This window comes from Streptomyces sp. NPDC093065, assembly GCF_044754585.1.
Taxonomy (GTDB): Bacteria; Actinomycetota; Actinomycetes; order Streptomycetales; family Streptomycetaceae; genus Streptomyces.
Genome location: NZ_JBIVPJ010000025.1, coordinates 1 through 11,688 on the forward strand (window position 1 = coordinate 1; position 11,688 = coordinate 11,688).

The 11,688-nt window shown below is 71.5% G+C and carries 12 protein-coding genes; all 12 read right to left on the bottom strand.

All coding sequences use genetic code 11. The annotated features are described in order from the left end of the window. Positions 1-227, bottom strand: a 227-nt coding sequence (locus tag ACIQFU_RS32280; protein WP_402556311.1) for a flavodoxin-dependent (E)-4-hydroxy-3-methylbut-2-enyl-diphosphate synthase, incomplete at its 3' end; no start/stop codon positions are given. 4 nt (positions 228-231) lie between these two features. Further along, a complete protein-coding gene (gene hpnH, locus ACIQFU_RS32285; protein ID WP_087788700.1) occupies positions 232-1,254 on the bottom strand; it encodes an adenosyl-hopene transferase HpnH in 1,023 nt (340 codons plus the stop codon). A gap of 6 nt (positions 1,255-1,260) precedes the next feature. Next, positions 1,261-1,902, bottom strand: a complete 642-nt coding sequence (locus tag ACIQFU_RS32290) for a 1-hydroxy-2-methyl-2-butenyl 4-diphosphate reductase (protein WP_402556313.1) — start codon at positions 1,900-1,902, stop codon at positions 1,261-1,263. Beyond that, entirely contained in the window at positions 1,902-3,944 is a 2,043-nt protein-coding gene (gene shc / locus ACIQFU_RS32295; protein ID WP_402556314.1) for a squalene--hopene cyclase, read from the bottom strand. The genes ACIQFU_RS32290 and shc overlap by 1 nt, the downstream gene beginning before the upstream one ends. Positions 3,945-4,060: 116 nt before the next feature. After that, positions 4,061-5,125 carry a polyprenyl synthetase family protein gene (locus ACIQFU_RS32300; RefSeq protein ID WP_402556451.1) on the bottom strand — a complete coding sequence of 355 codons (1,065 nt, stop codon included), beginning with the start codon at positions 5,123-5,125 and terminating at the stop codon, positions 4,061-4,063. 68 nt (positions 5,126-5,193) lie between these two features. Further along, on the bottom strand, positions 5,194-6,630 hold the full coding sequence (gene hpnE / locus ACIQFU_RS32305) for a hydroxysqualene dehydroxylase HpnE (protein ID WP_402556316.1): 1,437 nt from the start codon (positions 6,628-6,630) through the stop codon (positions 5,194-5,196). Continuing rightward, positions 6,627-6,785, bottom strand: coding sequence for a DUF6380 family protein (locus ACIQFU_RS32310; RefSeq protein WP_402556317.1), 159 nt, complete (start codon positions 6,783-6,785; stop codon positions 6,627-6,629). The genes hpnE and ACIQFU_RS32310 overlap by 4 nt, the downstream gene beginning before the upstream one ends. Beyond that, positions 6,785-7,735 carry a presqualene diphosphate synthase HpnD gene (gene hpnD, locus ACIQFU_RS32315; protein WP_402556318.1) on the bottom strand — a complete coding sequence of 317 codons (951 nt, stop codon included), beginning with the start codon at positions 7,733-7,735 and terminating at the stop codon, positions 6,785-6,787. Before hpnD ends, ACIQFU_RS32310 begins: the two co-directional genes overlap by 1 nt. Then, positions 7,732-8,652, bottom strand: coding sequence for a squalene synthase HpnC (hpnC, locus tag ACIQFU_RS32320; protein ID WP_402556319.1), 921 nt, complete (start codon positions 8,650-8,652; stop codon positions 7,732-7,734). The genes hpnD and hpnC overlap by 4 nt, the downstream gene beginning before the upstream one ends. A 358-nt stretch (positions 8,653-9,010) precedes the next feature. Further along, the gene (locus ACIQFU_RS32325) at positions 9,011-9,790 is read right to left on the bottom strand and encodes an ABC transporter ATP-binding protein (protein WP_402556321.1); all 780 of its coding nucleotides are present in this window, start codon (positions 9,788-9,790) and stop codon (positions 9,011-9,013) included. Next, positions 9,783-10,712: an ABC transporter permease gene (locus ACIQFU_RS32330; RefSeq protein ID WP_402556323.1), complete on the bottom strand. Its 930-nt coding sequence runs from the start codon at positions 10,710-10,712 to the stop codon at positions 9,783-9,785. Before ACIQFU_RS32330 ends, ACIQFU_RS32325 begins: the two co-directional genes overlap by 8 nt. Before the next feature lie 96 nt (positions 10,713-10,808). Further along, the gene (locus ACIQFU_RS32335; RefSeq protein ID WP_402556453.1) at positions 10,809-11,681 is read right to left on the bottom strand and encodes a glycosyltransferase family 2 protein; all 873 of its coding nucleotides are present in this window, start codon (positions 11,679-11,681) and stop codon (positions 10,809-10,811) included. Positions 11,682-11,688 lie beyond the last annotated feature (7 nt).

Below are 11,688 nucleotides of genomic sequence, written 5' to 3' on the forward strand. Positions count from 1 at the left end.
TGGGTCGGGCAGGCCACACGCACGATCTGGCAGCCCGACGCCGTCAGCTCGGCGATCTGCTGGAGCGTCGCCCCGATGTCGGAGGTGCGGGTGGTCGTCATCGACTGCACCGACACCGGGGCGCCGCCCCCGACCGCCACCGGCCCGACCTGGATCCGCCGCGACACGCGCCGCTCGGCGATCGGCCGGACCGGTACCTCGGGGAGCCCCAAGGGGATGGCGGTCATGACGTCACTCCCGGTTCGAGGAGACGGTCTCGCGCATGGCGCGCAGGGACTCCTTGAGCGAGCCCATGGTGGCCAGGACGGCGGTGGGCTCGTAGCCGCAGTGCGCCATGCAGTTGTCGCAGCGCGGGTCCTTGCCGCGGCCGTACTTGTCCCAGTCCGTCTCCTCGATCAGTTCCCGGTACGTGGGCACGTATCCGTCGCTCATCAGGTAGCAGGGGCGCTGCCAGCCGAAGAGGGAGTAGTTCGGGATCGCCCAGGCCGTGCACGGGAAGTCGACCTTGCCCTCGAGGAAGTCGAGGAACAGCGGGGAGTGGTTGAGCCGCCAGCGGGCCCGGTTGCCGCCCGAGAAGGCCTTCTTGAACAGCTCCCGGGTCTGCTCCACGCCCAGGAAGTGCTCCTGGTCGGGCGCCTTCTCGTAGGCGTAGGCGGGCGAGATCATCATCTCGTCGACCTTGAGGTCGTCGTTGAGGAAGTTGAGGACCTCGACGATGGTCTGCGGGGTGTCGGTGTTGAAGAAGGTCGAGTTGGTGGTGACCCTGAAGCCGCGCCGCTTGGCCTCCTTGATGGCCTCCACGGCCTCGTCGAACACGCCCTCCTTCGCCACGGACTCGTCGTGACGTTCGCGCAGCCCGTCGATGTGCACCGCGAAGGCGAAGTACGGCGAGGGCTTGAACTTGTCCATCTTCTTGCGCATGAGCATGGCGTTGGTGCAGAGGAAGACGTACTTCCGCTTGGCCACCAACTGCCGCACGATCTCGTCGATCTGCGGGTGCATCAGCGGCTCGCCGCCCGCGATGGAGACCATCGGCGCGCCGGACTCCAGCACCGCCCCCACGGCCTGCGCGACCGGCATGCGCTGCTTGAGCACCCCGGCCGGGTGCTGGATCTTGCCGCATCCCTCACACGCCAGGTTGCAGGCGAAGAGCGGCTCCAGCTCCACGATGAGCGGGAACTTGTCCCGTCGGCGAATCTTCTGTTCGGCCAGGTATGTAGCGACCTTGATGGACTGGCGCAGCGGCATGGCCATCTGGGCTCACCTCCGGGGGAGCAACAAAGAACGGTGCCATTCGAAAAATGCGGGGAGAACGGATCGAAGAACACGGAAAGCCGATATTCCACCGCGTACGGTGCCGATCCGGACGAGTTCGTGTTCTGGAGCGTCCACGACCACCCGGACGGCCGCAACCGGGCGCGGGCCCGTGCGGACGGCGCTCAGGAGCGTGGCCGCGGACTCCATGTCCACGGCGATCGCGCCGGTCGCGAGCAGGTCGGCGCGTTCGGGGCCGCGGACGACGTGGTCCGAGCCGGTCAGCGGCCCGGTGTGGACGGTGCGCCCCGGGACGGCTCGCGCGAGTTCCTTCACGAGCCGGTCGGTCGCGACGCACGCGACGGTGGAGCGCGGATCCCGGGTCTCCTCGGCGACGACCAGGTCGCCGGGGTGCATACCGGGGGCGAGTCCCGCGCAGAAGCCGGTGGCGAGCACGGCGGCTTCGCCGAGCGCCGGGTCGGCGAGGACCCGGGCGACCGAGCGTTCGGCCGCCTTCGGGCCCATGCCGGTACGCAGGACGGTGACCGGCCCGCCGGCGCCGGCGCGGTCGCCGGTGCGCAGGGCGAGGTGCTCGATGCCGAGGGCGCAGGCGATCAGCAGCGGGGACGGGCCGGTCTGCGGGGTCATCAGCTGCCCTTCACCCCGGCCGCGGCGGACTCGGCGGGGGCCTGCGCGGGCCGGGACTTCTTGGCGAAGGGCTCCCCGTGGACGTACCGGCCGAGTGCGGTGAGCGGGAAGACCTGGCGGTAGAGGTGGTAGTTGATGGAGAAGTCCCACGGGAAACCGGTTCCCGTGAAGTAGGGCTCGTCCCACGAGCCGTCCTCGCGCTGGGTGGCAGCGAGCCACTCCACACCGCGCTCCACGGCCTTGGACTCCCGCTCCCCCGCGGCCAGCAGGGCCATCAGCGCCCAGCCGGTCTGCGAGGCGGTCGAGGCGCCCCGGCCGCTCCACTCCCGCACGTACCGGTAGGAGCGCAGGTCCTCGCCCCAGCCGCCGTCCTCGTTCTGCACGGACTCCAGCCAGCGCACCGCGCGGCGGATGGCCGGGTGCGAGGTGGGCAGCCCGGCGGCGGTCAGGGCGGGGATCACGGACCCGGTGCCGTAGACGTAGTTGACGCCCCAGCGGCCGAACCACGAGCCGTCCGCCTCCTGCGCGTCCAGGAGCCACTGGACGCCGCGGCGGGTGCGCGGGTCGTGGGCGAGGCCCTCGACGGCGAGCATCTCGACGACGTGCGCGGTGACGTCCGCGGACGGCGGGTCGATGACCTCGCCGAAGTCGCAGAACGGCAGCCGGTTGGGGAAGGCGCTGGTGTTGTCGACGTCGAAGGCGCCCCAGGCGCCGTTCTTCGACTGCATGCCGAGGTTCCAGCGCACCCCGCGGCCGATGGCCTTCTCCACCCGCTCCGGGTCGTGGTGCCTGACCCGGCGCAGCGCGAGGACGACCTCGGCGGTGTCGTCGATGTCGGGGTAGTTGTCGTTGTGGAACTCGAACGCCCAGCCGCCGGGCGGGAGTCCGGGGCGCTTGACCGACCAGTCGCCGGGGCGCACGATCTGTTCGCCGAGCATCCAGTCCGAGGCCTTCACCAGCTGCGGGTGGTCCTCGGGGACACCGGCGTCGGCCAGCGCGATGGTGGCCAGGCAGGTGTCCCACACCGGGGACTGGCAGGCCTCGATCATCCGGGCGCCGTCCTCGCGCCACACGGCGAAACGGTCCAGCGACTCCAGGCCGGCCCGCATCACGGGGTGTTCGAGGTCGTAGCCGAGCAGGTAGAGCGCGATGACCGAGTAGACGGCCGGGGGCTGGATGCCGCCCCAGCAGCCGTCGTTCTCCTGCCGCTCGATGATCCAGCGGGCGGCGCTGTTCATCGCGGCCTTCCGCAGCCGGCGCGGGGCGACCTTCCGGTAGGCGTGCAGGGCCTTGTCGATGCGCTGGAAGGCGCCGTCCCAGCTGGCCGCCGGGGCCAGGGGGCGGGGCGGGTTGGGCCGGGCCGGGTCGGTGTGCAGTTCGTCCAGCGGGAACGGCGCGGGACGCACCGGCCGCTTCGCGGAGACGATGGTGAGCGGCACGATGGTCTGCCGGGCCCAGCAGCCGAAGTCGTAGATGTTGAGCGGGACCCAGGTGGGGAAGTAGATGAGTTCCGGCGGGAGTTCGGGCAGGTCGTCCCACTTCCACCAGCCGAACAGGGCCAGCCAGATCCGGGTGAAGACGCGGGCGGAGGCGATTCCGCCGCGGGACCTGATCCACTCGGAGGCCCGCGCCATGTGGGGCGCGTCGGGCGAGTCGCCGGCCAGGCGGAGGGCGACATAGGCCTCGATGGTGGTGGACAGTTCGCCGGGGCCGCCGTAGAAGGTGGCCCAGGTGCCGTCCTCGCGCTGCTCGCCGCGGATGAACAGGGCGGCGGCGCGGGTGGTCTCCTCGTCCTGGATGCCGAGGAACTGACGCAGAAGCAGGTCTTCGGCGTCCATCGTGACGTTCGTCTCGAGGTCGCCCTTCCACCAGCCCTGGGTGTCCTGCTTGGAGAGCAGGAAGTCGGTGGCGCGCCGGGTGGCGCGTGCGGCGGCTTCGGGTACCCCGGCCGCCGCGGCGGGGACGGTGCTGTCGGTGTCGCTGGCCGAGGCTGCCAGGGGCCGCAGGGAGGCCCCGGTGCTTCCGTCGGTCGTCGCTGTCATGGCTTCCCCTTCGTGCAGTGTGCATGTGGTGCGTCTGCTGGGTCCGCCGTCGGCCGGTGCTCGTGTTCCCACGACACCGGCCGGCGACTACGCGAGGGCTATTCGACCGATAATGATCATCTCTTTCGTACAACGACGAAGTCCGCGAGGGCCGTGAACCGGTCCCGCACCCGGTCGGGCATGTCGACGGCGTCGAGGGCTTCGATGGCGATGGTGTGCTGGCGACGCGCCTCGTCGGCGGTCCACTCCCGCCCGCCCGCTTCCTCGATGAGGGCGGCACGGGCCGCGAACTCCTCCTCGGAGAAGTTCGCGAAGTCACTGGTCTTGGCGTCGGCGGTGAGGATCTCGCCGAGTCGCTCGGAGGCGGGCCCGCCGGCCGCGAGGGCGGCCACGACCGGCAGCGACTTCTTGCGCTGGCGCAGGTCGCTCCAGGTCTGCTTGCCGGTGGCGTCCGGGTCGCCCCAGATGCCGAGCAGGTCGTCGACGGCCTGGAAGGCGAGGCCCAGGTGGTAGCCGTACTTCTCGAGGGTGTCGGCGGTGGGCTCGTCGGCGCCGCCGAGCACCGCGCCGATGGAGCTGGCGCAGGCGAGCAGCGCGCCGGTCTTGTTGCCCTCCATCTCCAGGCACTCCTCGACGCTGACGCGGTCGCGGTGCTCGTAGGAGATGTCCTGGGCCTGACCGTCGATCAGGGAGCGGCTGGCCTTGGTCAGCCGGCGGGTGGCGCGGCCCGCCTCGACGGTGCCCAGTTCGAGCAGCACCTCGTTGGCGAGGGCGAACAGGGCGTCGCCGACCAGGATGGCCTGGGCGGGGCCGTGCACCTTCCAGACGGTGTCGCGGTGGCGGCGCTGTTCGTCGCCGTCCATCAGGTCGTCGTGCAGGAGGGAGAAGTTGTGCACCAGCTCCACGGCGACCGCGCCGGGCACGCCGGCCTCGGGCGCGGCGCCGGTGACCTCGGCGGAGAGCACGGCGAGCGCGGGGCGTACGGCCTTGCCGCCGTCGCCGTCGGCGGGGTTGCCCTGGGCGTCGATCCAGCCGAAGTGGTAGGCGGCGACGGTGTCCATGGGAGGGGCCAGGCGGTCGACCGCCGCCCGCAGGACCGGCGTGGCCAGGGTCCGGCCGCGCTCCAGAAGCGCGGTCACGTCCACCGTGGTCCGTCGATCGGCCGTCGGGGCCGGGGGCACAGTGGGCACAGTCTTTCCTCCAGTTGCGGTGCCGGGAGTGCGGGAGTCGGTCCCGCGTGGATCGGCTTTCACGCCGCCTCCTCGAAGAAATCGGGAAGGAGGCCGCGGGACCGGCCCGGGGTGCCGAGTGCGGCGGCGGCCGCCCCGACACCGCTGCGAACCGCACTCTCCATGGTCGCGGGCCACCCGGTGGCGGTCCACGCTCCGGCCAGGTAGAGGCCGGGTGCCTTGGTGCGGGCGCCGGGCCTCAGGCGTCCGACGCCGGGGGCGGGGGCGAACGTCGCGGTGCGTTCCCTGGTCACGAAGAAGTCCTTCACCTCGGCACCCCGGGTGCGCGGCAGCAGCCGCTCCAGTTCGGGCAGGTACCGCTCGCGCAGCGCGGCCACGGGCTCGTCGATCTCGCTCTGGGCGGTCGACTGGGACAGCGCCAGGTACTGACCCTCCTTCAGTCCGGAGGCCTCGGTGCGGTCGAACACCCACTGGACCGGGGTGCCGAGGGCCGTGAGGAACGGCGTGGCGAGCACCTTGCGGTCGTAGATCACGTGGATGTTGAGGATCGGCGCGGTGCCGATCTCCAGAAGATTCTCCGGGGCGTCGAGCGCGCCGTCCGGCAGCAGGTCGTGCGCCTCCCGCTGGGGCACGGCGAGGACGACGGCGTCGGCTTCGAGCGTCTCGCCGGGAACCTGAACGCTCCAGCCGCCGTTCTCGTTTACAGAGACGGAGGTGACGCGTGTACGGACCTCGGTACGGACGCCCGCGGAGTCGAGCGCCTTGCGGGCCAGCCGGTCGTGCAGTTCGCCCAGCGGGACTCGGGCCCACCCGATGTCGGCCGCCGACGGGTCGGACAGCAGACCGGTCTTGAACACCATCGCGGCGAGCCCCAGGGAGGCGTCGCCCGCGACCGCGTTGAGGGTGGCGACCCCGACCAGGTCCCACAGGGCCTCGATGGCACGCGCCGACTGACCGTGTGCGGTCAGCCAGCTGCCGAAGTCCTGGGTGTCCAGGGCCGGATCGGAGGGGTCGAGTCCGCCCAGCGCGAGCGCGGCGCGCCCCACGGAGGCGCGTTCGGCGAGGGAGAGGTGCGGGTAGGTCGCCAGGCTGCGCCCCAGGTGCAGGGGCACGGGCAGGGCGTCGCGCCGCAGTCTGCCGAGCCGGTTGCCCTCGGTCCTCGCCAGGTCGACCACGGGCACGTCGAGACGTTCCTGCACCGGTGCGAGCGCCGCTCCGCCGATCCTGTCGAGGAACCACCGGTAGGCGGTGCAGCAGCGCAGGTACACGTGCTGGCCGTTGTCGACGGTGAGGTCGCCGCGCTGGAAGGAGAAGGCGAGCCCGCCCAGCCGGGGACGTCCTTCGAGCAGGGTGACGCGCACGCCGGCGTCGGCGAGCGCGAGCGCGGTGGTGACCCCCGCGAGCCCGCCGCCGACCACGACGGCATGCCCGCCGGGGCCGAGGGCCGAGACGTTCGCGAGCACTCCGCCCTCACGCGTGCCCTTGCCCTGCGTCATGGTGCGCCCTTCCCTGTCCGGCCGCCGTGGTGTTTGAACGGCGTACGGCTGACCGTCTCAGTCAGGGACGCCGAGCGCCACCGCAGGGTTGCCCGCCGCTGCCCGCCGGTGGTTTTGTCCGGGTCCTGGGTGTCGAGTGTGCCCGGTGTGTCCATCAGGCGCGCCTCCTGACGGTCCGCCGGGTGACGTGCCGGGCGTCGAGGCCGGACAGGCCGCGCACGGCGACGTACGCCTTCTCGTGTCCCGGCAGGGAGACCCGGCCGCGCAGCACGGCCTCCGGGTCGCGCTCGATGCGGTCCAGGAGGCGGCGGTAGATGCCGGCCATGGCGGCCACGCAGGCGCCGCTGCGCCGGTCGAGCATCGGCAGCAGCCGGTAGCCCTCGGCGAAGAGGGCGCGGGCCCGGCGCACCTCGAAGTGCACGAGGCCGGTGAAGTCGGAGCCCTCGGGTGGGGTGGGTCCGTCGAACCCGGCCGAGCAGCCGAACTTGGCGAGGTCGTCGGCGGGCAGGTAGGTGCGCCCGCCCTCGGCGTCCTCCCGGACGTCGCGCAGGATGTTGGTGAGCTGAAGCGCCAGCCCGAGTGTGTCGGCGTACTCGGGTGCGCGCTCGGCGCCGCGTGCCCCCGGTTCGGTGCCGAACACGCCGAGCGAGAGGCGTCCAATGGCGCCCGCCACGCAGCGGCAGTAGACCTTGAGGTCGTCCCAGGTCTCGTAGGTCTCGCCGCGCAGGTCCATCTGGACGCCGTCGATCAGCTCGTCGAGGCCGCCGAGCGGGATCGGGAACCGCCGGGCCGCGTCGGCGAGGGCGACGGCGACCGGGTCGGTGTCGTCCTCGCCGACCGCGCCGTCCTGGATCCGGGCGAGCACGGCCCGGGTCTCCTCCAGCCTGGCGGCCTTGACGTCGCCCGGCAGCGCCCCGTCGCCGATGTCGTCCACGCGGCGCGAGAACGCGTACAGCGCGGACATCGCCCGCCGCTTGGGCGTGGGCAGCAGCCGGATGCCGTAGGCGAAGTTGCGTGCCTGCTGACCGGTGACGGCCTCGCAGTAGCTGTAGGCGGCGAGCACCGGTGCCGGCATGTTCGCTGACGACTCCACGGACCCGATCACCCCTCTCCTCGCAGGACCACGCCCGCCTCGCGCAGCAAGTGGACCTTGCCTGACCTGGGCGGGCCGGGAAGTACGTCGTGATCCGCCGCCGTGATCGCGCGCAGCGCCGCCCTTCCGCCCGCCACGAACCCCGCGAGGAGCAGCCGCAGCCTGCCGTGGACGCTACCCACCAGAGGGGCCCCTTCATTCAGCAGGTCGCGGGCGCGAGCGGCCTCGTACGCGATCAGGGCGCGCACGGAGGCGTTGGCGGTGGGGGCGGCGAGGTCCGACTCCTGGACGTGGAAACGTTTCATGTCCTCGGCGGGCAGGTAGATCCGGTCCCGTCCGAGGTCCTCGGCTACGTCCTGGAGATGCTCGACGATCTGCAGGGCGGTGCAGATCTCGTCGGAGCGGCGGATCCGTTCGGGGGTCGAGGTGCCGGTGACGGCCAGGACGAGCCGGCCGACCGGGTTGGCGGACAGCTCGCAGTAGGCGAGCAGGTCGTCGTAGGTCTCGTACCGTGCGACCAGCTGGTCCTGGCGGTTGGCGGCGACCAGGCCGAGGAAGGGCTCGGGGGTCAGCGCGTGGCGGCGCACGGTGGGCACGAGGCGGCGCAGCAGCGGGTGGCGGGGCGGGCCGTCGGAGCCGCCGGAGCCGCCGAAGACGCAGCGCAGGTCCGTCTCGAAGGCGTCCAGCATCAGCAGCCGGTCGTCGGCGCGGTCCTCGGGGACGCCGAGGAGGCGGGCGTCGGCGCCGCCGGGGGCGAGATCGCCGTCGCCGATGTCGTCGACGAGGCGGGCGAAGCCGTAGACGGCCATGAGGTCGGCGCGCCAGGCGCGGGGCAGGAAGAAGGGGGCGACGGGGAAGTTCTCGTCGGCGGCCTTGGCGAGGGTGCCGCGCTCCGGGTCGACGGCGTGCGCCGTCTCGGTGGCCGTCATCGCGGGCTGCCCTGGGCGGGGACGGCGCACGCTTCGGGGAGCCGGGGAGTTTCCGTAGCCATTGCCGTCACATCTCCCGTTCTACACTGCCGACCCAATACACACTATTTCGGACACGCCGCCCCGCCACCCGCGCGGCAGGCCCGCTCCAGGGTGTCGGGCATTATCGCCCCATGTGCCGCGTTTCGGGACCGGTACAGCTTACGTTGTACAACTCACGGGCGTCCGTCGGGGTGCACGACGCATCACAACAACACACCCATTGGCTTCAAGATTCCCGGGAACGCCAGGAGTTGACGCTTCCTTTGCAGACGCGGGGACCCGCCGGAACAGTTCCGGCGGGTCCCCGCGTGTCGGGCTACTTGCCCGTGAACTTCTCGTACTCCTTGAGCACCTCGTCGGTCGGGCCGTCCATGCGCAGCTCGCCGCGCTCCAGCCACAGGACACGGTTGCAGGTGTCTCGGATGGACTTGTTGTTGTGGCTGACCAGGAAGACCGTGCCGGCCTCCTTCTTCAGCTCCCGGATCCGCTCCTCGGAGCGGGTCTGGAACTTGCGGTCGCCGGTCGCCAGCGCCTCGTCGATCATCAGGACGTCGTGGTCCTTGGCGGCGGCGATGGAGAACCGCAGCCGGGCGGCCATGCCGGAGGAGTAGGTGCGCATCGGCAGGGTGATGAAGTCGCCCTTCTCGTTGATGCCGGAGAAGTCGACGATGTCCTGGTAGCGCTCCTTGATCTCCTCGCGGGTCATGCCCATGGCCAGGCCGCCGAGGATGACGTTCCGCTCGCCGGTCAGGTCGTTCATCAGGGCCGCGTTCACCCCGAGCAGGGAGGGCTGGCCGTCGGTGTAGACCTTGCCGCGCTCGGCGGGCAGCAGGCCGGCGATGGCCCGCAGCAGCGTCGACTTGCCGGAGCCGTTGGAGCCGATCAGGCCGATGGCCTCGCCCCGGTGGGCGGTGAAGGAGACGCCGCGCACGGCGTGCACCTTGCGCACGCCCCGCTCCTCGCCGCGCTTGATCATCCGGCTCAGGGCGGCGGTCGCGCTGCCCTTGCCGCTTCTGGCGCCGTTGACGCGGTAGACGATGTGCAGTTCGTCCGCGATGACCGTCGGCACCCGCTGGTCCTGCTGCTGCTCAGCCACGGCCGTACCTCTCCTCCGCCTTCCAGAAGTACACGAAGCCGCCGACGGCGAGGACCACGGCCCAGCCGAGCCCGACCGCCCACACGTGCGGCGGCAGGTTGTCGGAGCCGTACCCGTCGATCAGCGCGAAGCGGATCAGGTCCATGTAGACGGCGGCCGGGTTCCACTGGAGCACGTCGGCGAGCCAGTCCGGCTTGTCCTTCAGCATGACCGGGATGGAGAACATGACGCCCGAGGCGTACATCCAGGTCCGCATGATGAACGGCATCAGCTGGGCCAGGTCCGGTGTCTTGGCCCCCATGCGGGCCACGACGAGCGCGAGGCCCACGTTGAACAGGAACTGCAGGACGAGGGCCGGGAGGACCAGGAGCCAGGACAGCGAGGGGTAGCTGCCGAAGCCGATGACCACGGCGAACATGACGATCATCGACGCCAGCAGCTGCTGGAGCTGCTGGAGCGCGAACGAGATGGGCAGCGAGGCGCGCGGGAAGTGCAGCGCCCGCACCAGTCCGAGGTTGCCGGAGATGGCGCGCACACCCGCCATCGCGGAGGACTGGGTGAAGGTGAAGACGAACACGCCCGTCACGAGGAACGGGATGTACACGTCCTTGGGCATGCCCCGGCCCGCGTTGAGGATGAGACCGAAGATCGCGAAGTAGACGAACGCGTTCAGCAGCGGGGTGGCCACCTGCCACAGCTGGCCGAGCTTGGCCTGGCTGTACTGGGCGGTCAGCTTCGCCCGGGAGAAGGCGAGAATGAAGTGCCGCCGTCCCCAGAGCTGACGGACGTACTCCACGAGGGAAGGTCTGGCACCGCTCACGGACAGCCCGTACTTGGCGGCGAGCCGGGCCGGTGTGAGGCCCTCGTCGGGCGACACGGGCTTGGTCATGGCGACCGTGCCGTCGTGCGTTGTCTCACTCACTGGTGGATACTTTCGTCTTCGAAAATGCTCGGCCGCGCGGGCCTGCATGGACCTGGTGGCCCCGGTCGGGGCCGGAACGCTCTCGGTACGAGCTTGTCAGATCACCGGGGGCCGGCCCAGCCGGGTCAGCCGCCACACCGTACGCCACCGCATGGGCCGGCGGGGACCGCACGGGGTGGCCCAGCCCTCGCGGAAGCCGCCGAACCAGGCCTTGAGCGCAGGTCGCGACGGGCGGCGCAGCAGGGTCAGCGCCATCCACACCCCGAGGTAGACGGGGACCAGGAGCGCGGGCAAGTTGCGGCGGGCGAGCCAGACGCGGTTGCGGGCGACCATGCGGTGGTAGACCGCGTGCCGCGAGGGCGCGGTCGTGGGGTGGTTGAGCACCATGTCGGACCGGTAGTCGATCATCCAGCCCGCGTCCAGGGCCCGCCAGGCCAGGTCGGTCTCCTCGTGGGCGTAGAAGAACGCGTCCGGCAGCCCGCCGACCTGGGTCAGGACGCGGGTGCGCACCGCGTTGGCGCCGCCGAGGAAGGTGGTGACCCGGGAGGAGCGCATCGGGTCGGAGGCGCGCAGCCTCGGGACGTGCCGGCGCTGGGTCTCGCCGGTGTCCGGGTCGGCGATGCGGAAGCTGATGATGCCGAGTTCGTCGTCGGCGGCGAAGGCCTCGCGGCACAGCTCGGCGGTGTCGGTGCGGGCGAGCAGGCCGTCGTCGTCGAGGAAGAGCAGGACGTCGACGTCGCCGCCGCCGGGGCCGAAGGCCTCGATGCCGACGTTGCGGCCGCCGGGGATGCCCAGATTCTCGGGCAGCTCGACGGTGCGCACGCCCTCGGGCACCTCCGGGACGGGGGCACCGTTGCCGACCACGACGACCTCGACCGGGTCGCCGTCCTGCTTGGCAACCGAGTCGAGCAGGGCGCGCAGCTCCTCGGGGCGGTTGCCCATCGTGATGACGACGGCGCCGACCTTCATGGGCGTA

Bases quoted from the DNA above. Each gene is read 5' to 3' on its own strand.
- hpnH (WP_087788700.1), bottom strand. From the start codon at position 1,254: ATGGCCATGCCGCTGCGCCAGTCCATCAAGGTCGCTACATACCTGGCC.
- ACIQFU_RS32290 (WP_402556313.1), bottom strand. From the start codon at position 1,902: ATGACCCCGCAGACCGGCCCGTCCCCGCTGCTGATCGCCTGCGCCCTC.
- shc (WP_402556314.1), bottom strand. From the start codon at position 3,944: ATGACAGCGACGACCGACGGAAGCACCGGGGCCTCCCTGCGGCCCCTG.
- hpnE (WP_402556316.1), bottom strand. From the start codon at position 6,630: ATGACGCAGGGCAAGGGCACGCGTGAGGGCGGAGTGCTCGCGAACGTC.
- ACIQFU_RS32310 (WP_402556317.1), bottom strand. From the start codon at position 6,785: ATGGACACACCGGGCACACTCGACACCCAGGACCCGGACAAAACCACC.
- hpnC (WP_402556319.1), bottom strand. From the start codon at position 8,652: ATGACGGCCACCGAGACGGCGCACGCCGTCGACCCGGAGCGCGGCACC.
- ACIQFU_RS32335 (WP_402556453.1), bottom strand. From the start codon at position 11,681: ATGAAGGTCGGCGCCGTCGTCATCACGATGGGCAACCGCCCCGAGGAG.